Genomic DNA, 26,191 nt, shown 5'->3' on the forward strand with positions numbered 1-26,191 from the left:
GAGCCGTGGCCGTCGCAGAGGACGTCGCAGAGGAATCGACCCGCGCCGGACCGGCGGGGACCGCGGAAGGGACGCGCAGGCGTCCGGGCCGCAGTTCTGCGCTGCCGGTCCTGCTCGCCATCGACGCGCTCGCCGCGGCCCTCGCCGCGGGCGGGGTGCTGCTGCTCTCCCATCGCTGGTTCGTCCCGGCCGTGTTCGTCCCGCTGTGGCTGCTCTTCCTGACGTCACAACGGATGTACGGGCCCGATGCCCACGCGGACCGCCTGCGCCCGGTGCTCCGGGCGACCTGCGTGGCCGCCGCCGCGGCCGGCACCGCCTGGCTGTTCGCACCCCGCGACGACCTGCTGCACGACGCCCTGATCGCACTGCTCCTCGCCGCCGCGCTCACCCTCGGGCTGCGCCGGTGCCGGCGGGCGAGGACATGCTCCGGCTCGGGCCGGATCGGGAACGCCGAACGGGTGCTCGTGCTCGGCCCCGCCGAGTCCGCCGCCGAGTTGCTCGCCGCGCTGAGGAGGGGACGCTCCCCCGGCCCGCAGGTCGTCGCCGTCTGTCTCACCGGCCCGGCGGCTCCGGGGAGCGATGCCGACGTGCCCGGAGAAGCCGTGGATCTACTCAAGACCGTACGGCGGACCCGCTGCGACGCGGTCATCGCGCTGCCCGGCCCCGAGCTGGGCGCCGAAAGGCTGCGGCGCTTGTCCTGGGAGCTGCGGGCGGCGGGCGTCGACCTGCTGCTCGCGCCGGTCCTCGCCGACGTCACGCCCGGGAGGCTGGCCGTGCGTCCGGTCGCCGGGGTGCCCCTGCTGCAGCTGCGCGCGCCCAGGCTCTCCACGCGGTCCCGTGTCCCCAAGGAGCTGACCGACCGTCTGCTGGCCCTGCTGGGCATCCTGCTGCTTGCGCCGCTGATGGCGGCCATCGCCGTATGGGTACGGCTCGACAGCCCGGGCCCCTCGTTCTACCGGGAGCGCCGCATCGGGCGCGACGGCCGGGAGTTCACCCTTCTCAAGTTCCGGTCGATGCACCGTGGCGCGGAGCTGCTCAAGCCCGGGCTCGCCCACCTCAACCGCTACGGCTGCGACCGGTTCTTCAAGATCGCCGACGACCCGCGCGTCACCAGGGCGGGGTCCTTCCTGCGCTCGTCCTCACTGGACGAACTGCCGCAGCTGTTCAACGTGGTCGCGGGCCATATGTCCCTCGTCGGCCCGAGACCCCTGGTGAAGGACGAGGTCGCCCGTCTGAGCGAGGACGGCGGTCACCGGCTGCTGGTGAAGCCGGGGATGAGCGGATTGTGGCAGGTCAGCGGTCGTTCCTGCCTGCCCACCGACGAGCGGGACCGGCTCGATGTGAGCTATGTCGAGAACTGGTCGCCCGCCCTGGACCTGTCCATCCTGCTGCGGACGCCGTCCGCGGTCGTGCGCCGGACCGGCGCCTGCTGACCGGGAGCCCCTCATGAGCGACTCCGTACCGGCACTGCTCGTCAAGGTGGGGCGCTTCCCCCAACTCCACGGCGGACTCGGCGTGGTGCGCACGCTGGGCCGCATGGGCGTTCCGGCGTACGCCATGGTCGAGGACCGGTTCACCCCGGTCGCCCTCTCGCGCCACCTCGCCGGCCGCTTCGTCCACCCGACGACCGGCGCCGAGGACACGTCCGAACTCGTCTCGCTCCTCCTGCGGATGGGCCGGGAGATCGGGCGCCCCACCGTGGCCGTGGCGGAGGGCGACGAGGCCGCCGTGCTGCTGGCGGAGAACGCCGACCGGCTGGCCGAGTGGTTCGTGCTGCCTCCCGTGCCGCCGGCGCTGCCCCGGAGGGTGGCCAGCAAGGAGGGGCTGCACCGGATCTGCGAGGAGCACGGGGTGCCCACTCCGCGGACCCGATCGCCGGTCGACCGGGCCGAGTTGGTCGAGGTGAGCCGTGAGTGGGGCTACCCGGTGGTCCTCAAGGACAAGGAGCCGTTCACCAAGCTGAACGACTCCGCGATGGGGCACACCACGGTGGTGCACGACGAGGCGGAGCTGCTCGCCCGGTGCGGGGCGGCCGAGTCCCCCTCCGTCATCGTGCAGGAGCACATCGCGCTCGACATCGCCGAGGAGTGGTTCACCCACCTCTACTGCGGCGCGGGAGGCACACCCCGGTTCGTCTTCACCGGGCACAAGTTCCGCTCCTGGCCGCCCAAGTCGGGCCTCACCACGCGGGCGTGGGCGCGGCGCAACACCGTCCTCGCGACACTGGCCGCCGAGTTGTGCCGGGCGATCGGCTACTGCGGGATCGCGGACCTCGACTGGCGGTTCGACCGGCGCGACGGCCGCTACAAGCTGATCGACTTCAATCCCCGGTTCGGACAGCAGTTCCGCCTCTTCAACACGGCGCAGGGGCTGGACGTGGTCCGCGCGATGTACCTGGACCTGACGGGGCGGCACATTTCGGATGGGTCGCAGATCCACGGCCGCGGCTTCATCGTCGGCAACCTGGACGCCGTGTCGGCCACGGTGACCGCCTGGCGCGACCGCCGACTCCCGGCGCCACTGCCCCGGCGGAACCTCGAACGCGCCTGGGTGAGCCGGGACGATCCGGTGCCGGCCGTCGCCGAGGCGGTGCGGTTCAGCGGAACGGTGGCCCGACGGCTGACGAAGCCGTTGCGGGTGCGGATGGCCGGGGGCAAGAGCGGTCCGGACGAAGGGGGAGTGGACGGGGGCGCGCCGGGGGAGGTGGCGCGGGGTGAGGTGGCGCTGAAGGGTGCGGCGCCGTGAGGCGGACCATCCTGCATATCGCGCAGTCGAGCGAGGCGGGCGTCGCCCGGGTGGTCACGGATCTGGCCGCCGGGCAGTGCGCCAGAGGCGACCAGGTGATCGTGGCCTGTCCGATGACCGGCACGCTGTGGTGGACGGCCGCGCGGCGCGGGGCCCGAGTGGTGCGGTGGGACGCCGTGCGCTCCCCCGGTCCGGCGTTGCCCCGCGAGGTCGCCGGAGTGCGGCACATCGTGGACCTGGTGCGTCCGGACGTGGTGCACCTGCACAGCGCGAAGGCAGGACTCGCGGGCCGCCTGGCGATCCGCGGGCGGGTGCCGACCGTCTATCAGCCGCATGCCTGGTCGTTCGACGCCGTGTCCGCCGCCGCCCTGCGCAGGGCCACGGTGCGGTGGGAGAGGACGGGAGCGCGCTGGGCGCATCAGGTGGTGTGCGTGAGCGAGGGCGAGCGTGCCCACGGGACGGCCGTCGGCATCCGGTCCCGTTGCACCGTCGTACGCAACGGGGTGGACCTCGACTGGCTGACCCCGCCGGAGGCGTCTTCGCGTGACGCCGCTCGGCAGCGGCTCGGCGTGTGCGGCACCGGTCCGCTGGCCGTGTGCGTGGCACGCCTGTGCCGTCAGAAGGGGCAGGACGTGCTGCTCGACGCCTGGACGGAGGTCGAGGGGCGGATTCCGGGGGCGGGGCTGGTCCTGGTCGGGGGCGGGCTGGACCGTTCGGTTCTGGCGGCACGGGCGTCGTCGTCCGTCGGCTTCGCCGGAGCCGTCGTGGACCCTCGTGACTGGTATCTCGCGGCCGATCTCGTGGTCCTGGCCTCCCGCTGGGAAGCCGGGATGGCGCTCGCCCCGCTGGAGGCCATGGCCTGCTCCCGCCCTGTCGTCGTCACCGATGTGCCGGGGGCCCGGGAGTTCCTCCCGCCCCACCATGTGCCCTTCGCCGTCGTCCCGTTGGAGGACCCGGGCGCGCTCGCGACCGCGATGGCCCGCCTGCTCGCCGATCCGGCGACCGGCCGGGCGCTCGGTGCGGAGGCGGGGATACACGTCCGCCGCCATCACGACGTACGGCAGGTCGTGGAGCGGATGTACACCGTGTACGACGACGCCCGCAGCGTCTGGGCGGCGAGCCCGCGCGGCAGTCAGGACCGGCGAGGCCGCCAGAGCCCTCAAGGCCGTCCTCTAGGCCGTCAGAACCGCCAAGGCCGTCAGGGCCGTTGGGCGAAGCCGATCAGGGAGTGCAGGGCGGGGCGCAGCAGTGGCACCGCGCCGGACACCCGGCGGACGGCGGGATAGCCGCGCCAGGTCTTCAGACGGAAGGTCGCGTCGATCTCGGTGGCGTTGATGTCGACGCGCGGGATGGCGTAGCGCCCGGCGCCGTCGTGCACGCTGAACGCGACCTCGAACCCGGCTTCGGCCGCTGCTCTGCGGGCGGCGGGGTCGTGCGTTCCGTAGGGGTAGGCGAACGCGCGGGCGCGCCTGCCGGTGATGTCGGCCAGGGCCGCCGCGGCATCCCTGAGATTGCGGACGAGGGTCCCGGGCCCGGCGTTGGCGAGGTCGCTGTGGTCCCATCCGTGGCATTCGACATCCAGTCCCGCGTCGGCCAGGGCGCGCACACCGTCGGCGTCCAGCAGCGGCTCGTCGGGCATCTCGGCCATCCATGCGGAGGTGCCGCCGAGTACGCCGCTGAGCACGAACGCGGTGGCGGGGAACCCCAGTTTTCCCAGGACCGGCACGCCCTCGTCCAGCAGGCCCCGGTAGCCGTCGTCGAAGGTCACCAGCACGCTGCGCCTGGGGAAGCCGCCGCGCAGGTAGCGGCGGAGCGTCAGGGGCGTCCAGCCCCGGTCGAGCAGCCCGCGCAGTTGCCGGTAGAGGGTGTCCGGCGGGACGAACAGGCAGAACGGGTCCTGGCTCGCGGAGCGCAGGCCGACACCGTGGTACATCAGCACCAGCGGTTGCCTGGAGGCGTGGGCGTGGTTCATGAGGCACCGTCCTTGTCCGAAGCGTCCGCGGTGGCCCGGCCCGACCTCAGCCGGCCGGCCAGTCCGCGCCCGGCCCCGGCCGCCTTGGCGAGGTCGCGGACCGCCGCGGCGAAGGGGACGAGCGGCACGGCCGTCCAGTGGTGTCGGCGCACGGCCCTGGTGAGCGGCAGTGACACATACGCCGTGAACGCGGTGGCCGCGGCGAAGCGGGCGCGTGGGCCCGTCACCAGCGCGGCGAGACCGAGGGCGTAGGCGCCCGCTCGGGCCATGTCCCGGCCCACCAGGCGCGGGTCGGCGGACCGTCCGCCGCCCTCGCCGTAGTGGAAGTACATCGCCGCCGTCCGGCGCAGCGTCGGCCGCTGTTCCCAGCCCACCTCGGCGGCGGAGGCCAGCACCGCCCGATGGCCGGCCCCGACGACGGCGCGGCCGAAGAGCACGTCCTCGGCGGTGTGCAGATGCTCGGGGAATCCCCCGGCGTCCTGCCAGGCGGAGCGGGAGAAGGCCATAGAACGCCCGGTGGGCATGGCCGCGTCCAGGCCACGGCCGAAGAGCCGGCAGTACACGCGGGTCCAGGGACCCGGATGACGGGCCTCCTCGGGCACCGGATACCCCACCGCCGACATGGCCCGGCTCAACGCCCCCTGCCCGTCCGCCCGGTAGACGCCGGTGATCAGGGCGGGCGGAACGGACTCGGCCGCCGCCGCACGCAGCCGGGCCAGCCAGTCCGGCTCGGGGTAGCAGCCGGCGTCGGTGCAGGCGATCAGCGCGTTGCCCGCCGCGCGCACACCGGCGTTGCGGCCGGCCGAGATGGTGGAGCCGGGGAGGCGGAGCAGCCGGATGCGGGCGTCCTTCGCGGCCCAGGCCTCGACCCGGTCGGCCGTGTCGTCGGTCGAGCCGCCGTCTACCACGACGATCTCGTCGCCGTCCTCGACCAGTTGGGGCGCCAGCAGGCCGAGCAGCCGGTCGATCACATCGGCCTCGTCGAGCACGGTCGTCACCACCGAGACCGGCGCGCTCCCGGTCAGTCCCGCGCCGGGCAGCCGAGCGGTCTCGGAGAGGATCTGCACCAGCCGTCCGGCGCAGTCGGCGGGGCCCGGATGGGACGCGGTCAGCCGGTGTCCCACGGTGCCCATGGCGGCGCGTGTGTCGTGGTCCGTCAAACGGCGCAGCGCTTGGCCGACCTCGGTGGAGTCACCGGGCGGCACGGCGATCCCGGCGTGCGCGGCGCCCGGTTCCGCCACCCGGTCGGCGACGGGGCCCGGCGTGGTGATCACGGGGACCGCGGAGCGCATCGCCTCCAGGGCGACCGCCCCGAACCCCTCCGGATGGGGCATGGCGGGGGTGGGTTTGGTCAGCACCGCGGCGGCGTCGGCTCCGGGGATGATCCGCCAGGCGTCTTTGATGAAGCCCGTGAAGTCGACGCGGTCGCCCACGCCGAGGTCGGTGGCCAGCTGCGAGAGCCGGTCCTGCTCCCCGGGTTCGGTCGGATCCTCGCCCCCGACGACGGCCAGCCGCCAGCGCTCGCCGCCGGGCTGCGCCAGTGCCTCGATCGCGTTGTCCACGCCTTTGTTGAAGACCAGCCGGCTGACGGTGAGCAGCAGCCGCTCGTCGTGGCCGTTGAGCCGCGCACCGTGTCGGACCAGCTCCTCCCGGGCGGCCTCACGGGGCAGTGCGGTGCCCTCCGGCGCGGGGAACGGTACGAGTACGGCACGGGGATGCCGCGAGGCGACGACCAGTCCGTCCGCCGTCCCCACGCAGTCGTCGATGAGCGCGGCCAGGAGCTTCATCAGGCGGGGGTGGGTGTAGTCGTGCTTGGCCCACACGCAGCGCACCCCGGTGCACCACGCGGCCAGGGCGCACACACACGCCGCCTTGATCCCGTTGGCGAGGACCACGTCCGGCCGGTCGGCCCGCAACCGGCGCGCGAGCGACAGCGCGGAGGCCACGATCGCCGCCCCGGTCCGCCCCGTCGGAAGCGTGACACAGGGCACTCCCCTGCGGCGGAACTCCTCACCCAGGGGCCCTTTGCCCAGCATCACCGCGTCCACGTCCAGCCGGTCGGTCGCGTCGAGCAACGCGAGCAGCCAGACTTCCGCACCGCCGAGGATCCCGGCGGTCGTGACCACCGTGACACGCAGTGGACGGTTCATGTGCCCTCCTCCTCGCGGGTCCTGGTCCGCCGACGACCCAAGACAGCGGACCAGGACCGATCAGAGGACTCACGACAGTCACCCAGAGATGTTTACGATGTATACGTACACACTACATCAAAACGGACATCGGTCAAGGTGAGGCTGCGACGGTGGCTACGCGGACCCGGCGGAGACACCGGCGGGCACAGAAAGGCGGGCATACAAAAAGGGCCCCCGCAGGCTCTCGCCCGCGAAGACCCTTCGCACCGTCGGGACGACAGGATTTGAACCTGCGACCCCTTGACCCCCAGTCAAGTGCGCTACCAAGCTGCGCCACGTCCCGATGCTGCCGACCCGCGGTGAACCGCGTGATCGCGCGAAGAGAACTTTACCTCACGGCGGGGGCCGCGCCGCAGCGGGCGCCGGCCGGGCGGAATCCGCCGGCCGGGCACAATCGGCGTATGGGTAACTCATCGTCCGAGCGACGGACAGGCGCACGGGACCGGGACAGCGAGGGGCGGGCACGCAACGCCCGGCCGCGGGACGGCCTCGGACGGCCGCTGCCCTACGGCGCGGAGGGCGTCGACCGCCAGCCCGAGGGTGTCGTCCGCACGCCGGAGCAGACCGTCGCGGAGGCGCAGGAACTGCTCGACGCGGGGAAGCCGTTCCATGCCCACGAGGTGTTCGAGGACGCCTGGAAGAGCGGCCCCGACGAGGAGCGGGCCCTGTGGCGGGGACTGGCCCAGCTCGCGGTGGGGCTGACGCACGCGGCCCGGGGGAACGTCACCGGCGGGGCGCGGCTGCTGCGGCGCGGGGCCGGGGCGGTCGAGGAGTGGGCGTCGGCGGAGCGGCGGGCGCGGCCGTACGGGATGGATCTCGCGGGCGTGGCCGGGTGGGCGCGGGAGCTGGCCGGGACCGTGGAGGAGGGCGGCGCGACCGTGGACGCGGGAGACCGGGCGCCCCGGTTGCGCGGGGCGTCGTAGCGAGGCGCTCGGTGTGAGGCGGGCGTGCTGACCTCGTCGGCCGACCTCGTCATAGGCGGGCGCGCTGTCCTCGCTGTCAGTGGCATGGGGCAGACTCGTGGCGTGCGAAAGATTCATGTCATCGGTATTGGGGCGGGCGATCCCGAGCAGCTGACGCTGCAGGCGGTCAGGGCGCTGCGGGACACGGACGTGTTCTTCATCCTCGACAAGGGCGAGGTGAAGTCGGACCTCACGCAGCTGCGCCGGGACATGCTGGACGCGCACATAACGGAGGGCACCTATCGGGTTGTGCAGGCTCGGGACCCGGAGCGGGACCGGGCCGCCGGGGGTGCCTCCTACTCCCCCGCCGTCGGGGACTGGCGCAGTGCCCGCGCCGGGATCTACGAGCGGCTGATCGCCGAGGAGCTGGGCGACGACGAGACCGGCGCGTTCCTGGTCTGGGGTGATCCCGCGCTGTACGACAGCACGCTCGGGATCCTTCAGGAGGTCCTCGACAAGGGCGAGGTCGACTTCGAGTACGACGTCGTGCCCGGCATCAGCAGTGTCTCCGCGCTCGTCGCCCGGCATCGGACGGGACTGAACCGAGTGGCCCGGCCCGTGCAGATCACCACCGGGCGGCGGCTGGCCGAGGGCTTCCCCGAGGGCGTGGACGACGTGGTCGTGATGCTCGACGCCCACCAGACCTTCCGGCGGTACACCGACCAGGACATCGACATCTACTGGGGCGCGTACATAGGCACCCCGGACGAGATCCTCGCCTCCGGCCCGATCGCCGAGGCCGCACCCCGTATCGAGCGGCTGCGCGCCGAGGCACGGGAGCGAAAGGGCTGGATCATGGACACGTATCTGCTGCGCCGGAAGCCGAACGAGCAGTGAGAGAGCAGTAGGCGAAGCAGGCGGGCAGCAGGCGCCTTCACAGGCTCCCAGAAGGCGGCCACCGCCTGCCGCCTCGCGGCACCCGAGCGGACCGTCTCCGCATGCGTCGCGGGTCCACCGCTGTGATCGTGGCCCCGTGAGCCTCGTCGAGGAAACCGCGCCGTCCGGCGCCTCCCAGCCGCCCGTGCTGGACGCGCGCCGGCGCAATGTCGTCTTCGTGACGATCATGCTGGGGATGCTGCTCGCGGCCCTCGACCAGACGATCGTGGGCACCGCGCTGCCGACGATCGTGTCGGACCTGGGCGGGGCCGAGCACATGTCCTGGGTGGTGACGTCGTACCTGCTCGCCGAGACCGTCTCGACGGCCCTGGTCGGCAAGTTCGGCGACCTCTTCGGCCGCAAGGTCGTCTTCCAGGTCTCCGCGATCGTGTTCATCACGGGCTCGTTCCTGTGCGGCCTGGCCTCCAACATGACGCTGCTGATCGTCTGGCGGGCGATGCAGGGCATCGGGGCCGGCGGTCTGATGGTGACGGCGATGGCGTTGATCGCGGACGTCATCCCGCTCCGGGAGCGCGGCAAGTACCAGGGCGCGATCGGCGCCGTGTTCGGGGTGGCGACGGTGATCGGGCCGCTGCTGGGCGGGCTGTTCACCGATCACCTCACCTGGCGCTGGGCGTTCTACGTCAACGTCCCGATCGCGATCGTCGTCGTCATCGCGGCGGCCCGGACCATCCCGGTCGTGAAGTCGGCGTCCCGGCCGATCATCGACTACCTGGGCATCGGGCTCGTCGCGGTCGGCGCCAGCGCGCTGATTCTGGCGACGAGTTGGGGCGGCAACGAGTATCCCTGGAACTCGGGCGTCATCATCGGTCTGTTCGTCGGCGGTGCCGTCGCCCTCGGGCTGTTCTGCTGGGCCGAGACACGAGCCGCCGAACCGATGCTGCCGATGCGGCTGTTCGCCAACCCGGTCTTCTCGGTGTGCTCCGTCCTCAGCTTCATCGTCGGCTTCGCCATGCTCGGCGCGATGACCTATCTGCCGACCTATCTGCAGTACGTCGACGGCGACTCGGCCACCATCTCCGGGGTGCGGACGCTGCCCATGGTGGCCGGACTGCTCGTCGCCTCCGTGTTCAGCGGCACCGTCGTCAGCAAGACCGGGAAGTACCGGATCTTCCCGATCGTCGGCTCCCTGGTGATGGCCGTCGGGCTGTTCCTGATGTCCCTGATGGGGCCGTCGACGAGTGCCTGGCTGGAGTCGCTGTACATGTGCGTGCTGGGCACCGGCATCGGCCTGTCCATGCAGGTCCTGACGATCGCCGTGCAGAACACGGTCGTCTACGCCGACCTCGGCACCGCCACGTCCGGCGTCACCTTCTTCCGTACGCTGGGCAGTTCGTTCGGCACGGCCGTCTTCGGCACCATCTACACCAACACGCTCACGCCCAACCTCACCGAGGCCGTCGAGGCCGCCGCGCAGACCGGCTCCGGCCTCGATCCGGCCGCCATCTCCCAGGCCGCGACCAGCCCCGAGGGCCTGCACGGGCTGCCGCCCGACACCGCCGCCCCCATCGTCGAGGCCTACGCCGACACACTCCAGACCGTCTTCCTGTGGACGGTGCCGGTCGCGGCGCTCGGCTTCTTCGTCGCCCTGTTCCTCAAGCAGGTGCCGTTGCGCGACAGTGCGCGGATGGGGTCCACCGACATGGGCGACGGGTTCGCGTCGCCGCACGACGCCAACGCACAGCGGCTTCTGGAGGCGTCCGTCGGGAAGATCATCGGCGGTCTGGGGCCCGACACCGCACGCCGGATCATCGCGGACTCCGACACCCGGCTCGATGTGGCCGGCGCCTGGGCGGTGATCCAGGTCGAGCTGCTGACCAACCTGGTCGGCCACGCCAGCCTCGGACTGATCGCGGCCCGTCGCCACATGCCCCCGGAAGTACTCCTGCCGGTCTTCGACCGGATGGTCCAGGAGGGCTATCTCACCCGCGACGACTCCCTCGTCTCCCACACCGCGGCGGGCGCCCGCGAGGCCCAGGTCATCGGCAAGGCGTGGGGCACCTGGCTCGAACAGCGGGTGCACGAGGACATCGGCCGTCCGCCGGGCACGGATCTGCGCGACGCGGTCCACACGATCGCCAAGCGTCTGCTGGTCGAGGACCTGAGCGCCGGGCTGCCCAGCCGCGCCAAGGAACTCGCGCCGAGCGAGTCACGATGACGGGCGAGTCACGATGACGGGCGGCCCGCCGCTCTTCGGCCGGGCGGCCGGGGCGGGTTCTCGGTACTCATCATGGGGTCGGTGGTGGCCGACACGGGCTTGGCGGCCGTCACGGACGGAGGCCGAGCAGCCCCAGCACCCCCGCCACGTCCGGCACCGCCTCCACGCCCGCCGGGAGCGGGGGACGTCGTACGACCACGACCGGGAGGGCGAGTCGGCGGGCGGCCGTCAGTTTGGCCGAGGTCGCCGTGCCGCCGCTGTCCTTGGTCACCAGGACGTCGATGCGGTGCTCGTACAGAAGTGCCGTCTCATCGGCCGGCGTGAACGGGCCGCGGGCCAGGAGCACTTCGGTGTGCGGGGGCATCGGTGGCTCGGGCGGGTCGACGGACCGTACGACGAAGTGCAGGTCCGTCAGGTGGGCGAAGGCCGCCAGGCCCAGGCGGCCGGTGGTCAGGAACACCCGGTGTCCGAGGCCGGGCAGCAGAGCCGCGGCCTCGTCCAGCGACGCGACCTCGTGCCAGCGGTCCCCGGGCCCGGGACGCCAGCCGGGGCGGCGCAGCACGACCGCCGGCACCCCGGTCGCCCGAGCGGCACGGGCCGCGTTCGCCGTGATCGACTCGGCGAAGGGGTGGGTGGCGTCGACCACGGTGTCGACGTGCTCGGCGCGCAACCAGTCGGCCAGCCCCTCCGCGCCACCGAACCCGCCGATGCGTACGTCCCCTTCGACCGCGCCCGGCCGTGTCACGCGCCCCGCGAGGGAGGTCGTGACGTGGACGCCGGGGTGCGCCGCGAGCGCGGCGGCGAGTTCTCGGGCCTCGGTGGTGCCGCCGAGGATCAGGATGTGGCGGGGGGACATGGGGCGAGCGTACGAGGTGGGTCGCAGGGAGCGGAGCGGTGGGGCCACAGGCCCCGCGCCGGTGCCCGGATCACGGCCGTCGGTGCCCGAAACGCGCAAGGCGATGCCCGGAACGCGCAGGGCAGCACGTCAAACGCGCGTCGTGCTGCCCGACCCGGGCGCTCCACCGCGAACACTATGAACACAACGGTCAGATCGTGGCTCCCCAACCCATCCATCCCTAGCATCGCGGCGCACGGCTCGACGGCGCGCCGACAAGGACGAGGAGCAGCGTCTTGGACTGGACGAGAACGCACGCACTGATCCGCCGGTCGGTCCCGCCCGCCCAGCAGCGGCGTACGGCGCTGGCCGCAGTGCTGGCCGGGGTCCTGACCGTCGGCATCCTCGTCGGCGCCTCGAACGCCCGGGGGGAGACGACGGGACCTGCGCGTGCCGACTGCCCCGCCGATCTGGCCGGCCGGGCCAGCTGCTACTCGGGCCGCGACGCGGACGGCGCCTTCTACACGATAGCCGTGCCCGACCACTGGAACGGCTCCCTCGTCGTGCACGCCCACGGCGGCCCCGACCTCGCGGCGGACTCGGACCCCGCCCGCAGCCTCGACGATCTGCGCCGCTGGTCGGTGATGGTGAAGGAGGGCTACGCCTGGGCGGGTTCGTCGTACCGACGGGGCGGCTACGGGACGCGGATGGCCGCCGCCGACACGGAAAGCGTGCGCCGGCTGTTCGTCGGGGAGTTCGGCAGGCCGCGGCGGACGTATGTGCACGGCCAGTCGTGGGGCGGGAACGTCGCCGCGAAGGTCGTGGAGACCTACGGCAGACGGCCGGGGGCGTACGACGGGGCGCTGCTCACCAACGGCGTCCTCGCCGGTGGCTCGCGCGGCTACGACTACCGGGTCGACCTGCGCGTCGTCTACCAGTACTACTGCGCCAACCATCCCCGCCCGACGGAGCAGCAGTACCCGCTGTGGCAGGGCCTGCGCGCCGATTCGACCCTGACGACCGCCGGACTGCGCGACCGCCTTCAGGAGTGCACCGGTTACGCGTCGGCGCCCGAGGAGCGGACCGCGCTGCAGCAGCGCCACCTCGACGACATCCTGGCGGTCACGGGCGTCCCGGAGCGCACGCTGGAGTCGCATCTGCGGTTCGCGACCTTCACGTTCCGGGACATCGTGCACAAGCGCCTCGGGGGCCGGAACCCCTTCGGCAACCAGGGCGTCCGTTACTCCGGGTCGCATGACGACGAGGCGCTCAACGCCGGTGTCGAGCGGTTCGCCCCCGACCCCACGGCCGTACGCGATCTCTCCTACGACAGCGATCTCACCGGCAAGGTCTCGATCCCGGTGCTGATCCTGCAGGCGATCGACGACCCCACGGTGTTCGTGGAGCACACGGCGGCCTACCGGGCCACGCTGGAGGGGGCCGGGCGGGACGGGCACCTGGTGCGGACGTTCACGCGGGAGCGCGAGCACAGTGAGCTGAGCGATGCCGAGTACGCGGCGTCGATCGCCGCGCTGGACGCCTGGGTGCGCAAGGGCAGCAAGCCCACGCCCCGGTCGGTCGCGGAGTCGTGCGGCGCGTTCGACGGGACGTACGGCACGGGCTGCTTCTTCGACCCCGGGTACCGTCCGGGACCGTACGACTCGCGCGTCAGGCCGCGGCCGGGCGGTCTTGAGTGGCCGGCCATGACGGCCGGTCAGGAGCGGGAGTGGAGCAGGATCGAGGGTGTCGGGATCGCTCCCTGAGCGGAGTCGGCGGGGGTGGTCGCTATCGTCCTGGTATGGGAGCCGTACGTGCCGTCCTGATCGACATCGACGGGGTCCTCACCGTCTCGTGGCAGCCGTTGCCGGGTGCGGTCGAGGCGTTGCGGGAGATCCGCGAGGCCGGGCTGAGGGTCGCGCTGGTCACGAACACGACCTCGCGGACGCGGGCGTCGATCGCCCGGGTGCTGGCGGAGGCGGGGTTCGCGGTGTCCGCCGAGGACATCCTGACCGCACCGGCCGTGACCGCCGCGTATCTCGCCGAGCACTGCCCGGGGGCCCGGTGTGTGCTGCTGAACAGCGGGGACATCGCGGAGGATCTGGGCGGGGTCACCGTCGTCGACGCGGACGAGGGTGACGGTGACGCCGACGACGACACCGCGCCGGATGTCGTGGTCGTCGGGGGTGCCGGACCGGAGTTCGGCTACGCGGCGCTCAACCGGGCCTTCGGGTATCTCCAGCGCGGGGCGCTGCTGGTGGCCATGCACCGGAATCTGTACTGGCGTACGGAGCAGGGGCTGCAGCTCGACACCGGGGCGTTTCTGGCCGGGCTGGAGAAGGCCGCGCGGGTCGAGGCGGAGATCACGGGGAAGCCGTCGACCGCGTTCTTCGAGGCGGCGCTGGCACATGTGGGGGCCGGTGCGGGCGATGCGGTGATGGTCGGGGACGACATCGAGTCCGATGTACTGGCGGCCCAGCGGGCGGGTGTCAGGGGCGTACTGGTGAAGACCGGGAAGTATCTGCCGGAGACCCATCGGGCGGCGAGCGGCACGCCCGACCATGTGATCGACTCGTTCGCCGATCTGCCCGCCCTGCTGGCGGAACTGCAGGGGTCAGTGCACCAGTAGCTGTACGCCGCCCACGACCGTCGCCGCGATCACGAGTTGCTCGAACAGCCGCTGGTTGATGCGGTCCACGGCCCATTTGCCGAGCAGCGCACCGGGCACGACGAACACCACGAGTGCCGCGTCGAGCAGCAGCGAGGGGCCGTCGATCAGGCCGAGCCCGGCGCTGAAGGGCACCTTGGAGACGTTGACGATCAGGAAGAAGAAGGCCGAGGTCCCCAAGAAGCCGAGCTTGCGGAAGCCGGCCGACAGCAGGTACATCGACATCACCGGGCCGCCCGCGTTGGCGACCATCGTGGTGAAGCCGCCGAGGACGCCGTACGAGCGGGCCTTGACCCGGCCGGCCCTGCTGGTGACCGAGTCCGGTTCGTCCCCCTTCTCGGCCGTACGGCGGCGCCACACCGTCACGCCCGCCATCATCAGCAGGATCGCGCCGATCGACGTACGGACGATCCCGTCGTCCGCCCACATCAGGAACAGCGTGCCGAAGACGACACCGGCGGCGACCGCGGGGAACAGCCGCCACAGCGTGGGCCAGTGGGCGTGCCGCCGGTAGGTGAGGACGGCGAGCACGTCGCCGGCGATCAGGATCGGCAGCAGGACGCCGGTGGAGGCGCGGGCGGGCAGTACGGCGGCGAAGATCGCCAGGCTGACCGTGTTGGCCCCGCTCACGGCGGTCTTCGAGAAGCCGACGAGCAGGGCCGCGAAGGCGAGCGCGGCGAACTCCCAGCCTGTGATGTGCCAAAGAGTCATCGTGTCCATGCGGAGACCGATGCTATGTGCAGACATCAGGTACCGGTAAGGACCGTCTCGCCAGTTGGGAGATTGCTAGTGCCGCTCCACCAGCACCGCGCTCCCCTGTCCGACGCCCACGCACATGGTGGCCAGCCCGCGCTCCGCCCCCGTCCGCCGCATCCGGTGCAGCAGCGTCGTGAGGATCCGTGCGCCGGAGCTGCCCAGGGGGTGCCCGAGCGCGATGGCACCGCCGCTCGGGTTGACCAGCTCGGGGTCGATGCCGAGTTCGTCCATGCACGCGAGCGCCTGGGCCGCGAACGCCTCGTTGAACTCGGCCTCCTGGATGTCGCCGATCGCCCAGTCGGCGCGGGCCAGCACCTTGCGCGTGGCCGGGACCGGGCCGAGGCCCATCACATCGGGGTGGACACCGGCCGAGGCGCCGGCGACATAGCGGCCGAGGGACTCCAGGCCGAGGTCGTTCAGTGCCTCCTCGCTGACCAGGAGCAGTCCGGCGGCGCCGTCGTTCATCGGCGAGGCGTTGCCCGCGGTGACCGTGCCGCCCTTGCGGAAGACCGGCTTCAGCCGGGAGAGCTTCTCGTACGACGTGTCCTCGCGGATGCATTCGTCGCCGTCGACCAGCACCCCGTCCGGGCGCTCGACCGGCAGGAGTTCGTCGTCGAAGTGGCCGTTCTTGCGGGCCTCGGCGGCCCGTTGGTGGCTGCGCAGCGCGAACTCGTCCTGCCGTTCACGCGGGATGCCGTGGCGCTCGGCGACCTCCTCGGCCGTCTCGCCCATGGCCAGCAGGCCGTGCAGTTCCTTCATCGCCGGGTTGACCAGGCGCCAGCCGAGCCGGGTGTCGAAGGTCTCCATGCGGTGCGGCAGGGCCTCGTCGGGGCGGGGCAGGACGAAGGGGGCGCGGCTCATGGACTCGGAGCCGCCGGCCAGCACGATGTCCGCCTCGCCCGCCGCGACGGTGCGGGCGGCTGTCGTCACCGCCTCCAGGCCGGACGCGCACAGGCGGTTGACCGTGGCGCCGGGGACCGACTCGGGCAGGCCCGCCAGCAGCGCCGCCATGCGGGCGACGTTGCGGTTGTCCTCGCCGGCCTGGTTGGCGGCGCCCCAGTAGACGTCGTCGATGCGCGCCGGGTCCAGCGCTGGGACGTCGGCGACGAGGCCCCGGATCACGGTGGCGGCGAGGTCGTCGGGCCGTACCGACGACAGCGCTCCGCGGAGTTTGCCGATGGGGGTGCGGCGGGCGGCCGCGAAGTGGACGGGACGCACGACAGGTCTCCTGACCGGGCAGTATGGATCGACATCCTATTAATTAGCACCGCTAGTTTTGGACTATAGACCGACCCGGCACGCCCTGGGAAGATCCCCGGGAGCCTTCATCGACCCGAGCCGATCACAGCCGATCACAAGCCGATCCCAGCCGGAGGAACCATGGCCGACGCCCGCGAGCACGTCCTCGACGGTAGCCGGGGACCGATCGTCGTACGCGAGTGGCCGAACCCCCGGCCGCGCTACGTCGCGCTCGTGGTCCACGGCTACGCCGAGCACGCCGGACGATACGCCGAGGTGGCGAATGTCCTGGTCGCGCATGGTGCGGCCGTGTTCGGGCCCGATCACATCGGGCACGGGAGGTCGGCGGGCGAGCGCGTGGTGATCGGGGACTTCGAGGACGTGGTCGCCGATCTGCGTGCCGTCGCCGGCCTGGCCCGCGCCGCCCACCCGGATGTGCCGCTGGTGCTCGTCGGACACTCCATGGGCGGCCTGACCGCGGCCCGCTACACACAGCTGTACGGCGCCGAGGTCGCCGCCCTGGTGCTGGCCGGGCCCGTGATCGGCGACTGGGAGCTGCCCCGGCGGCTGCTCGCCCTGGACGAGATCCCCGACAGGCCCATCAGCCCGGCCGCCCTCTCCCGGGACCCCGAGGTCGGCGCGGCGTACGCGGCGGATCCGCTGGTCTGGCACGGGCCGATGAAGCGGCCGACGGTGGAGGCGTTCGCCCGGATGCTGGACACCGTGTCCAAGGGCGGCGACATCGGGCGGGTTCCCTTGCTGTGGCTGCACGGGGACGACGACCGACTGGTCCCGCTCCCGGGCAGCCGTACCGGCATCGAGGGGCTGCGCGGGGACGAGGCGACCGAGCGGATCTACGCCGGTGCCCGGCACGATCTCTTCCACGAGACGAACCGGGCGGACGTCTTCGCGGACCTGATCCACTTCCTGGACGGCGTGCTCACTCACTGAGACACGCCCCGTTTGCTCCGGTTCGCCCTGGGCAACCGCGCCCGCAGGAGTGATTCCAGTAACTGGAGCCAGAAGGAGGAGCCAGGGATGACTGTGGTCAAGAGCACGCTCCCCGAACCGGCTCGCCGGGTCGCCGGGGACGCCCTGCAGAGCACGCTCGTCGATCTTCTCGGACTCTCGCTGATCGGGAAGCAGGCGCACTGGAACATCGTCGGCCCACGGTTCCGCTCGATCCATCTCCAGCTCGATGAGGTGGTGTCGACGGTCCGCTCGTACGCCGACACGGTCGCGGAGCGCTCCGCGGCGCTCGGCATGCCGCCCGACGGGCGGCCCGAGACCATCGCCGCCGCCTACACGCTGCCCGGCCCGAAGGAGGGGTGGGTGCGCGACACGGAGGTCGTCCAGATGGTCGTGGACGCCCTGGCGGCGGCCATAGAGCGGCTGCGGGAGCGTATCCAGGCGACCGCCGAGCCGGACCCGGTGACGCAGGACCTGCTGATCGGCATCACGAGCGAGCTGGAGAAGCAGCGCTGGATGTTCGACGCCGAGAACTGGCCGCGTGACGACTGAGCACAGGAGCACAGCAGCACACCACGACTGGGAACAGGGGCACACCGTGACCGACGCCCTCGAACTCGACGCGCTGTGGGAGGACTTCCACCGCGTGGTGAACATGACCTCGCAGGAGCTGGCCGCCTGGCTGCGGGTCAGCGACGCGGACGAGGAGACCGAGCCACTGCCGGACCAGGCGGGCCCGCCGCTGGGGCAGCATGTCCTCGCGATCCTCCAGAAGCGGCGCACCGACCTCACGAACGACGACCTCCAGGTGATGTACGACGTCGTGGACACCGTCACCGCCGAGGCGGACCTGGAGAACGAGCCCGAACCCGAACAGACCCGCCGCCGGCATCAGCTGATGACGATCGGCCACGACCCGTTGAAGCCATGAGCGACGACAGGCGAGTCGTACGAGAACTCGTGCGCGGCCACGGACGGACGTTCGCCGAGGAGGCCGGCATCCGGCTCAAGAACACCCCGCAGCCGCTCTACCGGCTGCTGGTCCTGGCGCTTTTGCTCAGCGCCAGGATCCGCGGCTCGATCGCCGTCGACACCGCCCGGGCCCTGTACGACGCGGGCCTGCGTGATCCGCGCCGGATGGCTGACGCCGACTGGCAGGAGCGGGTGGACGCCCTGGGGCGTGGCGGCTACCGGCGCTACGACGAGCGCACGGCGACCCAACTCGGGGACGGCGCCGAGCTGTTGACCGACCGATGGGGCGGCGATCTGCGGCGGCTGCGGAAGGAGGCGGACGGCGATGTCGCCGAACTGCGCCGTCTGCTGCGGGAGTTCCCGGGCATGGGCCCGGCCGGCGCCGACATCTTCCTGCGCGAGGCCCAGCGGGTCTGGCCGGAAGCGGCACCCTACCTGGACGGCAAGGCGCTCTCGGGCGCTCAGCGGCTCGGGCTCCCCAAGGAGCCGGACCGGCTCGTCGACCTGGCCGGTGACACCGAACCGGCCGTGCTCGCCGCCGCATTGGTACGGGCCTCGCTCGACGAGGAGGTGGCCGAAGACAGCCTCCGCCGGGCCGCGTGAGGGAGCGGCGGGCCACGCGAGCGCCGGACCCGAAGAGCCCGTATCCCTGTACGGCGCGGTCGGCCTCAAGCAGTGACGCGCCCCCCGTTCAGCCGAGCAACCACCCTCCGTCCACGGCGAGTTCGACGGCGTTGACCGACCGGTTGCGCAGCAGGAAGTCCACGGCGTCCACGACATCGGCCATCGTCGCGAGCCGTCCCGCAGGGGTCCTGGCGCGCAGCCCGGCCAGCACCTCCTCGGGCTTGCCCGCCCAGTGCGGGCTGTCGCCCACGACCCCGGGATGGACGGCGTTGACCCGCACGGGCGCCAGCTCGACGGCGAGGGTGTTCACCAGGCCGCCCACCCCCGCGTTGACGGTCGCCACCGTCGTCGCCCCCGGATACGGGCGTTCCTTGGCCTGACCGCCGAACAGCACGATCGCGCTGTCGTCGTGCAGCCGGGGCCGCAGGGTGTGCACGACCTCGGTGTAGCCGACGAGTTTGAGCGTGACGAGACGCACGGCGGCGTCGATGTCGTACTCGGTGACCCGGTTCTCGTCCCGGGAGATACCGGCGATCACCAGGTGGTCCACGCGCCCGATCCCGGCCAGCGCGGCGGCGATCCCACGCGGTTGTGAGAGGTCCAGGGCGAGGCCCTGACGGGCGCCGACCTCCTTCGCCACCAGGTCGGCACGATCCGCGTCCCGCCCGGTGAGGACCACCTCGTCCCCCCGCCCCGCACGCAAGCGGGCGAACTCGCGGCCGATCCCGGACGTCCCGCCGACGACGACCACACTGCTCATGACTCCAGCGCCTCCCTCAGATACTCCCAGTCCCGGGTGAACCGGTACGAGTGGCGCGGCGGCGGCTGCGGCGCCTGGGTCTCCAGCCAACGCAGCGGCCCGTCCCCCGCGTTGGCGAATCCGTGCACGCATCCCGCACCCGCCCAGGCGACGTCGCCCGGCCCCAGCCGGTACCGCTCGCCGTCGAAGGTCGCGTCCACGGCGCCTTCGAGGAACAGGTACGTCTCCTCGAAGGGGTGGTCGTGCGTGCCCGCGATGCCGTCGGGGGCGTACTGCACCATGAACATGGTCGAGGCGACCGCGCCGAGGTCGCTGTCGACCATCATCTTCACGGTGATCCCGCTGTACACGAGCAGCGCGGTCCGCATGCTCGCCGACACCGCGAGCAGGTCCTGGGACTGCTTCCCGGGATCCATCTGCGCGGGTTCGAAGTGGCCGAAGGACCGGATGCGCGGGTCGCGGACGTCGATGCGGACGGGGTCGCGCTCAGGCAGCGGGGGCACCGGCTGGGTGTCGTATCCGTAGCGGGCCCGCGGTACCGGGGCGAGCATGTCGGCCCAGCGCCCGCCGGTGTCCCCGGCGCCGCGCCAGGCGTGCGGGACACCGGTGGGGAGGAGGCCGTAGTCGCCCTCTTCGAGCAGGTACGACCCCTCGGGCACATCGAGGATCACGGCCCCGTAGAGCACATGGAAGCTCTCCTCGTAGGAGTGCACATGGGCGGCCACACGGCCGTCGGGCCGTATCGCGCACACACCGAAGCCGGTGTGCACACTGCCGTCGCCCTCACCGACCAACTCCCGCCGCCGGTACCCGAGTTCGTCGTACGGCGGCTCGGAGACGTCGGCGATCCGGCGCACCAGGTGTCGGGTCATGCGGCGCTCTTCGCCTCCTTCGCGGCCAGGAGCCGGTCGCGGGACTCCGAGACCAGTCGACGGGCGCGGTCGACGTCGGCGACCAGCTTGCCGTCGCGCTTGTGGATCACGCCGTCGACGATGACGGTGTCGACGTTGGAGACGTCGGCCGACAGCGTCACGGCGGCGGCCGCGTCATGCACCGGGGCGACGTTCAGCGCGGTGGCGTCGATCGCGACGACGTCGGCGCGCTTGCCGGGGGTCAGGGAGCCGGTGCGGCTCTCCAGGCCGGCGACGTGGGCGCCGTTGAGGGTCGCGATCTCCAGCATCCGACGTGCCGTCAGCATCGTGTCCGGGACGGGCAGATTGGCCTTCCAGCAGTCGGCGTTGACGCGGGCCCGCTCGGCGCCGAAGGCCGCGCGGATCTGGGTGAACATGTCGCCGGGCACGGTGGTGACGACGTCGATGCTGAGCGAGGGCCGCAGTCCGTACTCGATGGCCTTCATCACGGGCGGCCAGCCGTGCCCCATCTGCACCTCGACCTGCGGCGCGATCGACACGGTGCCGCCGCTGTCGGCGACCATCCGCCACTCGTCCTCGCTGAAGTAGCAGCAGTGGACGTAGGTGGTGTCGGGCCCGAGGAGCCCCAGGTCGTCGAGCTGCCTGACCATGCCGAAGCGGCCCGCCAGCCGGCCCATCGCCACATGCACGGTGATCGCGATGTTCAGCTCGCGGGCGAGCGCCCACTCGGCGGTGACGACGTCGTTGACGCAGAAGCCGGGGCCGCGGGTGGCGAGGGCCATGGTGAGCAGCCCGTCGTCGGAGGAGAAGTACTTCCCGCGGATCCGCCGTACGTCGTCGCCCGGCATCGCGATCTTGCTCTCGAACCAGTAGTCGGCGAGCGAGGTGTTGGCGCTGCCGTACGCGTACTGGGCGCGGATGCCGCTCTCCGCGAGGCCCTGGATCGCGGCGTCCGGATGCTCGGGTGTGTTGTTGATGTGCGACCAGTCGACCAGCGTGGTGATGCCGGCGTTCAGGCACTCAAGGGCGCCCGCGAGGTTGCCCGCGTACACGTCCTCGGGGGTGTACAGCGGGGCGAAAGTGTCGAGGATGTCGACGAAGTAGTCGTCCAGGGTGGCGTCCGGGGCGACGTTGCGGATGGGCGCCTCCCAGGTGTGGCGGTGGGTGTCCACGAAGCCGGGAATCACGATGCGGCCGCTCATGTCGAGCACTTCGGCGTCGGCGCTGATCTCCGGCTGCACGGCCGCGATCTTCCCGTCCTCGATGAGGACGTCTCCCTGGGGCAGGTCCCCGATGCCGGGGTCCATCGACAACACGTGGCCGCCGCGCAGGACTATCCGATTGGTCATCGCCGTTCCTCCCATGGGGTGTTCAGTAGGCGGCGAGTCCGCGTACGGTCGCCACGACCTTGTCGACGGTGGGGATCACCCGCTCCTCCAGCGCGTCGGCGAACGGCAGCGGGACGCACTCCCCCGCCACCCGCCTGACCGGCGCGTCCAGCAGGCCGAACCCCTCGTCGGCGACGACCGAGACGAGGGTCGCGCCCCAGCCGCCCTGGTACGGGTTCTCCTCGACGGTGACGAGCCGCGAGGTCCGCCCGAGCGAGGTGAGCACGGTGGTGACGTCCAGCGGCACCAGACAGCGCAGGTCCACGACCTCGGCCTCGATGCCCTCACCGGACAGCCGCTCGGCGGCCTTCAGCGCGACCGGCACCATCGAGGCGAGCGCGACCAGGGTGACGTCGGCGCCCGCACGGACGACGGCAGCACGGCCCAGCTCGACCACGTGCTCCGCAGGCGGAGGCGCGCCCTTGGCGGCGAGGAGCCCCTTGTGCTCGAAGAAGACGACGGGGTCGTCGCTGCGGATGGCCGCCGCCATCATGCCGATCACGTCGGCCGGGGTCGCCGGTGCCGCGATCTTCAGGCCGGGCACGGTCAGCGCCCAGTTCTCGGTGGCCTGGGAGTGCTGGGCGCCGAAGCCCAGCCCGCCGCCGTTGGCGGTGCGCACGACCAGCGGGACGGTGACCTGACCGCCCGTCATGTACCGGACCTTCGGGATCTCGTTGGCGAGGTAGTCCCAGCAGCAGGCCAGGAAGTCGGAGAACATGATCTCGACGACGGGCCGCATCCCCGTCATCGCGGCGCCCATGGCGGCCCCCACGATGGCCTGTTCGGAGATGGGCGTGTCCCACACCCGTTCGGGCCCGAACTCCTTGAACAGTCCGACGGTCGTCTTGAACACCCCGCCCGCCTCGCCGATGTCCTCGCCCAGACACACCACGGACGGATCGCGCCGCATCTCCCGCGCGATGCCCTCGGCGACCGCCTCCCGGTAACTGATCACGTCCGCCACGCCGCACCTCCGTCGGCCCATACGTCGGTCAGCGCCTGCTCCGGATCGGGCGGCGGGGCGGCCTTCGCGGCGTCGACGGCCTTCTGCACGACGCTCGTGGCGCGCTCGTCCGCCTCGCCGACGACGGCCTCGGGCACCCCCATCTCGACGAGCCGCCCGCGCGCCAGGTCCAACGGGTCGTGCTTCAGCCACCGTTCGACCTCCTCGGCCGGGCGGTAGGTCGCCGGGTCGGCGCGGCTGTGCCCGTAGTGCCGGTAGGTCTGTGCCTCCAGCAGTGCGGGCCCGTCTCCTGCCCGGGCCCGCGCCGCGAGCCGGGCCACCGTCTCCTGTACGGCGACCACGTCGTTGCCGTCCACCACCTCGCCGGGGATGCCGTAGGCGGGCGCCCGGTCGGCGGCGGGCCTGGCCACCGCGGTGACGTCGGCGATCGGCGTGTACTCCATGTACAGGTTGTTCTCACAGACGAACAGCACCGGCAGCTTCCATACGGCGGCCAGGTTCAGCGCCTCGTGGAAGGCGCCGATGTTGGTGGCGCCGTCACCGAAGAAGGCGAGGGCGATCTGGTCGGTGCCGCGCAGCCTGGCCGACCAGGCGGCGCCGGCCGCCATCGGGAGGTGGGCGCCGACGATGGCGTAGGAGCCGAGCATGCCGGTGGACGCCTTGGTCAGGTGCATGGAGCCGCCCTTGGCCCGGCACAGCCCCGTCGCGCGGCTCATGAGTTCGGCGAGGCACTCCTCCGGGGTGGCGCCCCGTGCCATCGCATGGTGATGTCCGCGGTAGGTGGCGAAGACGTAGTCGTCGGGGCGCAGGGCGGCGCTCGCGCCGACGGCGACGGCCTCGTGTCCGGCGGCCAGGTGGGTGGTGCCCTTGACCAGGCCCTGGAGGAACAGGTCGTGGGCGGCCTTCTCCGTCCGGCGGATGACGGCCATCTGCTCGTAGGCGGCGAGGAGTCCGGCCGGGTCCATCAGCGCGTCCCGTCGCCGTACGAGGTGTTGAGGTGGGACTGCGACTCGCGGCGGGTGTTGAGCTCGCCGCCGACCGTCCAGTACTTGCGGCCCGCGACCAGCAGTTCCTCCGCCGGGAACTTGGTGATGACCTCGCAGCCGTCGGCGGTGACGACCACTTCCTCCTCGATCCTGGCGGCGGACCAGCCGTCGGCGGCCGGCCAGTAGGTCTCCAGGGCGAACACCATGCCCTCTTCGAGGACCTCGGGATGGTCGAGGGAGACCAGCCGGCTGAAGATCGGCTTCTCCCAGATCGACAGGCCGACGCCATGGCCGTACTGCAACGCGAACGCGGCGGTCTCGTCGGCGAAGCCGAACTCCTCGGCGCGCGGCCAGACCTGGACGATGTCGGCGGTCGTCGCCCCGGGCCGGACGAGGGCGATGGCCCGGTCCATGTACTCGCGGCAGCGGACGTAGGCGTCGCGCTGGGCGCCGGAGGCGCTGCCGACCGCGAAGGTGCGGTAGTAGCAGGTGCGGTAGCCGAGGTGGCTGTGCAGGATGTCGAAGAAGGCGGGGTCGCCGGGCCGGATCAGGCGGTCGCTGTAGACGTGCGGGTGGGGTGAACAGCGCTCGCCGGAGATCGCGTTGACGCCTTCGACGTACTCGCTGCCGAGGTCGTACAGGACCTTGCTGACCACGCCGACGCACTCGTTCTCGCGCACGCCGGGGCGCAGATAGCCGTACAGCTCCTCGTACGCCGCGTCGACCATCGCGCAGGCCTGGGTGAGCAGGGAGATCTCGTCCGGGGTCTTGATGCGGCGGGCCTCCAGGAAGACCTGCTGGCCGTCGACCACATCGATGCCCGCGGCGCGCAGGGCGGTGAGGATCGGCATCTCGGCGACGTCGATGCCGAGCGGTTCGCCGGCCAGGCCGTGTTCGCGCAGCTCGGCGGCAATCTTCGCGGCGACGTCCTGGGCGATGCCCGCGTCCGGGTGGAAGGCGCCGCGGAGTGTGGAGATGCCGGCGCGGGCGCCGGTGGGCGGGCCTTCCTTGCCGTCGCTGTAGTCGAGCCACGGGTTGTACAGCTGGTGGTGGCGGGCCGCGGAGCCGAAGTCCCAGACGATCGGTTCGCCGCCGCGCACCAGCAGGGCGAAGCGGATCAGCTTGTCCATCGCCCAGGTGCCGATGTGCGTGGCGGTCATGTAGCGGATGTTGGCGAAGTCGAAGCTGAGCACCGCGCCCAGCTCGGAACGGTTCAGGGTCTCGTTGAGGCGGGCCAGCCGCTGTCTGCGCAGCCGGTCCAGGTCGACGCGCTCTTCCCAGTCGACGGCGTTGGGTCCGAACGTGCGGATCGCCATGGCGACCACCCCCACCTCGGAGTGAACGACCGCGCGCCGCGAGTGTCAAGTGTCACTGAACACGCACCAGACGCCCACGGCCGGTACAGCACCATCATTGCGGTAGCGGTGCGGGGTCGTCGACTCGAAGCAGACCGCGTCGCCGGGGCGCAGCGTGTACTCCTCGAAACCGAGGGTGAGGATCAGCTCGCCCGAGGTCAGATAGCCGTACTCGGTGCCGGTGTGCCGCATGAGGCCGCCCGAGCTGGAGGAGGCGCCGCCGGGCCGGTAGGTCACCAGCAGGAAGTCGACATCGGTGCCGGGAACATGGCCGAGACGCTCCCACACGACGCCCGAGTCCAGCTCCAGCACCTCGCGCTCGCCGGGCGTGACCAGCGGGCCTATGCGGCGTTGCGGGTCGGCGGCGAAGGCGGCCAGGGCGTACAGGACGGTGCCGGGGGCGGCCGCCACGGGGGGCGCTGCCAAGGGGGCCGCTGCCGCGGGGGCTGCTGCCGCGGGGGCTGCTGCCGCGGGGGGCGCGGCGCTCACCTCGCCCGAGTCGAAGAGCGACTCGATAGAGATGCCGAGGGCCGTCGTGATCGCGTAGAGAGTGCTGACCGAGGGCTGGCTCTTGCCGTTCTCGACCTGGGAGATGAGGCTCGCCGACACGCCGATCTCACGAGCGAGCGCCCGCAGGCTCGTCCCACGCCGGAGACGCGCCTGCCGGATGCGCTCACCGACGGGCGGAACGGTGGCGGCGGACATGGGCGGCTCCTCTCGGGGTTCCGGTGCGGCGAGAACGGACACCGTTCGCTCTTCGTATCGCTCTTCGTATCGCTCTTCGTATCGCTCTTCGTATCGCTCTTCGTTCGCTCTCAATGGACATCGTCCGCTTTCATTGAACAGCGAGGGACGCTCGAACGGGATCGATACCGCGAAT

24 protein-coding genes and 1 tRNA gene are annotated in these 26,191 nt (G+C 71.9%); 12 read left to right on the forward strand and 13 right to left on the reverse strand.

Translation table 11 applies throughout. The features are described 5' to 3' along the window. Window positions 1-5 precede the first annotated feature (5 nt). From ACFWYS_RS17595 to ACFWYS_RS17605, 3 genes are read left to right on the forward strand one after another with little or no spacing between them, the layout of a single operon-like run. Window positions 6-1,433, forward strand: coding sequence for an exopolysaccharide biosynthesis polyprenyl glycosylphosphotransferase (locus ACFWYS_RS17595; protein WP_384769011.1), 1,428 nt, complete (start codon window positions 6-8; stop codon window positions 1,431-1,433). Window positions 1,434-1,446: 13 nt separating this feature from the next. Beyond that, window positions 1,447-2,745, forward strand: coding sequence for an ATP-grasp domain-containing protein (locus tag ACFWYS_RS17600; protein ID WP_384769014.1), 1,299 nt, complete (start codon window positions 1,447-1,449; stop codon window positions 2,743-2,745). Next, the gene (locus ACFWYS_RS17605) at window positions 2,742-4,031 is read left to right on the forward strand and encodes a glycosyltransferase (RefSeq protein WP_384769016.1); all 1,290 of its coding nucleotides are present in this window, start codon (window positions 2,742-2,744) and stop codon (window positions 4,029-4,031) included. Before ACFWYS_RS17600 ends, ACFWYS_RS17605 begins: the two co-directional genes overlap by 4 nt. Here the strand turns inward: ACFWYS_RS17605 and ACFWYS_RS17610 are convergent. From ACFWYS_RS17610 to ACFWYS_RS17620, 3 genes are all read right to left on the reverse strand, one after another. Next, window positions 3,944-4,717, reverse strand: coding sequence for a polysaccharide deacetylase family protein (locus ACFWYS_RS17610; RefSeq protein ID WP_384769019.1), 774 nt, complete (start codon window positions 4,715-4,717; stop codon window positions 3,944-3,946). The genes ACFWYS_RS17605 and ACFWYS_RS17610 overlap by 88 nt on opposite strands. Next, a complete protein-coding gene (locus ACFWYS_RS17615) occupies window positions 4,714-6,867 on the reverse strand; it encodes a glycosyltransferase (protein WP_384769022.1) in 2,154 nt (717 codons plus the stop codon). Before ACFWYS_RS17615 ends, ACFWYS_RS17610 begins: the two co-directional genes overlap by 4 nt. 251 nt (window positions 6,868-7,118) lie before the next feature. Further along, window positions 7,119-7,192, reverse strand: a tRNA-Pro gene (locus tag ACFWYS_RS17620). Window positions 7,193-7,310: 118 nt separating this feature from the next. Here ACFWYS_RS17620 and ACFWYS_RS17625 point away from each other — a divergent pair. The 3 genes from ACFWYS_RS17625 to ACFWYS_RS17635 all read left to right on the forward strand — a co-directional run bounded on the left by ACFWYS_RS17625 (window position 7,311) and on the right by ACFWYS_RS17635 (window position 10,926). Further along, window positions 7,311-7,832, forward strand: a complete 522-nt coding sequence (locus tag ACFWYS_RS17625; protein WP_384769025.1) for a DUF309 domain-containing protein — start codon at window positions 7,311-7,313, stop codon at window positions 7,830-7,832. A 102-nt stretch (window positions 7,833-7,934) separates the two neighbouring features. After that, window positions 7,935-8,708, forward strand: coding sequence for a precorrin-6A synthase (deacetylating) (cobF, locus tag ACFWYS_RS17630; protein ID WP_384769028.1), 774 nt, complete (start codon window positions 7,935-7,937; stop codon window positions 8,706-8,708). 136 nt (window positions 8,709-8,844) lie between these two features. Next, window positions 8,845-10,926, forward strand: a complete 2,082-nt coding sequence (locus ACFWYS_RS17635) for an MDR family MFS transporter (RefSeq protein ID WP_384769032.1) — start codon at window positions 8,845-8,847, stop codon at window positions 10,924-10,926. Window positions 10,927-11,035: 109 nt separating this feature from the next. On the opposite strand, the gene ACFWYS_RS17640 is transcribed toward ACFWYS_RS17635, so the two are convergent. Further along, window positions 11,036-11,782 (reverse strand): cobalt-precorrin-6A reductase, encoded by a 747-nt coding sequence (locus tag ACFWYS_RS17640; protein ID WP_384769035.1) that lies wholly within the window; start codon window positions 11,780-11,782, stop codon window positions 11,036-11,038. A 275-nt stretch (window positions 11,783-12,057) separates the two neighbouring features. On the opposite strand from ACFWYS_RS17640, the gene ACFWYS_RS17645 reads away from it, so the two are divergent. Together ACFWYS_RS17645 and ACFWYS_RS17650 are read left to right on the forward strand one after the other, a co-directional pair. Beyond that, window positions 12,058-13,524, forward strand: coding sequence for a hypothetical protein (locus ACFWYS_RS17645; RefSeq protein WP_384769038.1), 1,467 nt, complete (start codon window positions 12,058-12,060; stop codon window positions 13,522-13,524). A gap of 35 nt (window positions 13,525-13,559) precedes the next feature. Then, complete coding sequence (locus ACFWYS_RS17650; RefSeq protein WP_384769040.1) at window positions 13,560-14,387, forward strand: HAD-IIA family hydrolase; 828 nt, start codon at window positions 13,560-13,562, stop codon at window positions 14,385-14,387. Here the strand turns inward: ACFWYS_RS17650 and ACFWYS_RS17655 are convergent. After that, the gene (locus tag ACFWYS_RS17655; RefSeq protein ID WP_384769043.1) at window positions 14,373-15,146 is read right to left on the reverse strand and encodes a sulfite exporter TauE/SafE family protein; all 774 of its coding nucleotides are present in this window, start codon (window positions 15,144-15,146) and stop codon (window positions 14,373-14,375) included. The two genes, ACFWYS_RS17650 and ACFWYS_RS17655, sit on opposite strands and share 15 nt — an antisense overlap. Before the next feature lie 66 nt (window positions 15,147-15,212). Then, window positions 15,213-16,400, reverse strand: coding sequence for a thiolase family protein (locus tag ACFWYS_RS17660; protein WP_384769046.1), 1,188 nt, complete (start codon window positions 16,398-16,400; stop codon window positions 15,213-15,215). A gap of 162 nt (window positions 16,401-16,562) precedes the next feature. Between ACFWYS_RS17660 and ACFWYS_RS17665 the strand changes: the two genes are divergently transcribed. The 4 genes from ACFWYS_RS17665 to ACFWYS_RS17680 all read left to right on the forward strand — a co-directional run bounded on the left by ACFWYS_RS17665 (window position 16,563) and on the right by ACFWYS_RS17680 (window position 18,965). Further along, entirely contained in the window at window positions 16,563-17,372 is an 810-nt protein-coding gene (locus tag ACFWYS_RS17665; protein ID WP_384769049.1) for an alpha/beta hydrolase, read from the forward strand. Between the two features lie 87 nt (window positions 17,373-17,459). Continuing rightward, window positions 17,460-17,942, forward strand: a complete 483-nt coding sequence (locus ACFWYS_RS17670) for a Dps family protein (RefSeq protein WP_384769052.1) — start codon at window positions 17,460-17,462, stop codon at window positions 17,940-17,942. Between the two features lie 46 nt (window positions 17,943-17,988). Continuing rightward, window positions 17,989-18,321: a DUF3140 domain-containing protein gene (locus tag ACFWYS_RS17675; protein ID WP_384769147.1), complete on the forward strand. Its 333-nt coding sequence runs from the start codon at window positions 17,989-17,991 to the stop codon at window positions 18,319-18,321. Further along, a complete protein-coding gene (locus ACFWYS_RS17680; protein WP_384769055.1) occupies window positions 18,318-18,965 on the forward strand; it encodes an endonuclease in 648 nt (215 codons plus the stop codon). The genes ACFWYS_RS17675 and ACFWYS_RS17680 overlap by 4 nt, the downstream gene beginning before the upstream one ends. Before the next feature lie 88 nt (window positions 18,966-19,053). Here the strand turns inward: ACFWYS_RS17680 and ACFWYS_RS17685 are convergent, their stop codons facing one another. From ACFWYS_RS17685 to ACFWYS_RS17715, 7 genes are read right to left on the reverse strand one after another with little or no spacing between them, the layout of a single operon-like run. Further along, entirely contained in the window at window positions 19,054-19,746 is a 693-nt protein-coding gene (locus ACFWYS_RS17685; RefSeq protein WP_384769058.1) for an SDR family oxidoreductase, read from the reverse strand. Further along, window positions 19,743-20,618, reverse strand: a complete 876-nt coding sequence (locus ACFWYS_RS17690) for a cupin domain-containing protein (RefSeq protein WP_384769062.1) — start codon at window positions 20,616-20,618, stop codon at window positions 19,743-19,745. Before ACFWYS_RS17690 ends, ACFWYS_RS17685 begins: the two co-directional genes overlap by 4 nt. Next, the gene (locus ACFWYS_RS17695) at window positions 20,615-21,967 is read right to left on the reverse strand and encodes an amidohydrolase family protein (protein ID WP_384769064.1); all 1,353 of its coding nucleotides are present in this window, start codon (window positions 21,965-21,967) and stop codon (window positions 20,615-20,617) included. Before ACFWYS_RS17695 ends, ACFWYS_RS17690 begins: the two co-directional genes overlap by 4 nt. Before the next feature lie 22 nt (window positions 21,968-21,989). Further along, on the reverse strand, window positions 21,990-22,970 hold the full coding sequence (locus ACFWYS_RS17700) for an alpha-ketoacid dehydrogenase subunit beta (protein WP_384769067.1): 981 nt from the start codon (window positions 22,968-22,970) through the stop codon (window positions 21,990-21,992). Further along, window positions 22,958-23,935 carry a thiamine pyrophosphate-dependent dehydrogenase E1 component subunit alpha gene (locus ACFWYS_RS17705; RefSeq protein ID WP_384769070.1) on the reverse strand — a complete coding sequence of 326 codons (978 nt, stop codon included), beginning with the start codon at window positions 23,933-23,935 and terminating at the stop codon, window positions 22,958-22,960. The genes ACFWYS_RS17700 and ACFWYS_RS17705 overlap by 13 nt, the downstream gene beginning before the upstream one ends. Beyond that, window positions 23,935-25,272: a M24 family metallopeptidase gene (locus ACFWYS_RS17710; protein ID WP_384769073.1), complete on the reverse strand. Its 1,338-nt coding sequence runs from the start codon at window positions 25,270-25,272 to the stop codon at window positions 23,935-23,937. Before ACFWYS_RS17710 ends, ACFWYS_RS17705 begins: the two co-directional genes overlap by 1 nt. Before the next feature lie 45 nt (window positions 25,273-25,317). Continuing rightward, a complete protein-coding gene (locus tag ACFWYS_RS17715) occupies window positions 25,318-26,016 on the reverse strand; it encodes a helix-turn-helix domain-containing protein (protein WP_384769075.1) in 699 nt (232 codons plus the stop codon). Between the last annotated feature and the right edge of the window lie 175 nt (window positions 26,017-26,191).

It is taken from the genome of Streptomyces sp. NPDC059010 (genome assembly GCF_042740355.1).
Taxonomy (GTDB): Bacteria; Actinomycetota; Actinomycetes; order Streptomycetales; family Streptomycetaceae; genus Streptomyces.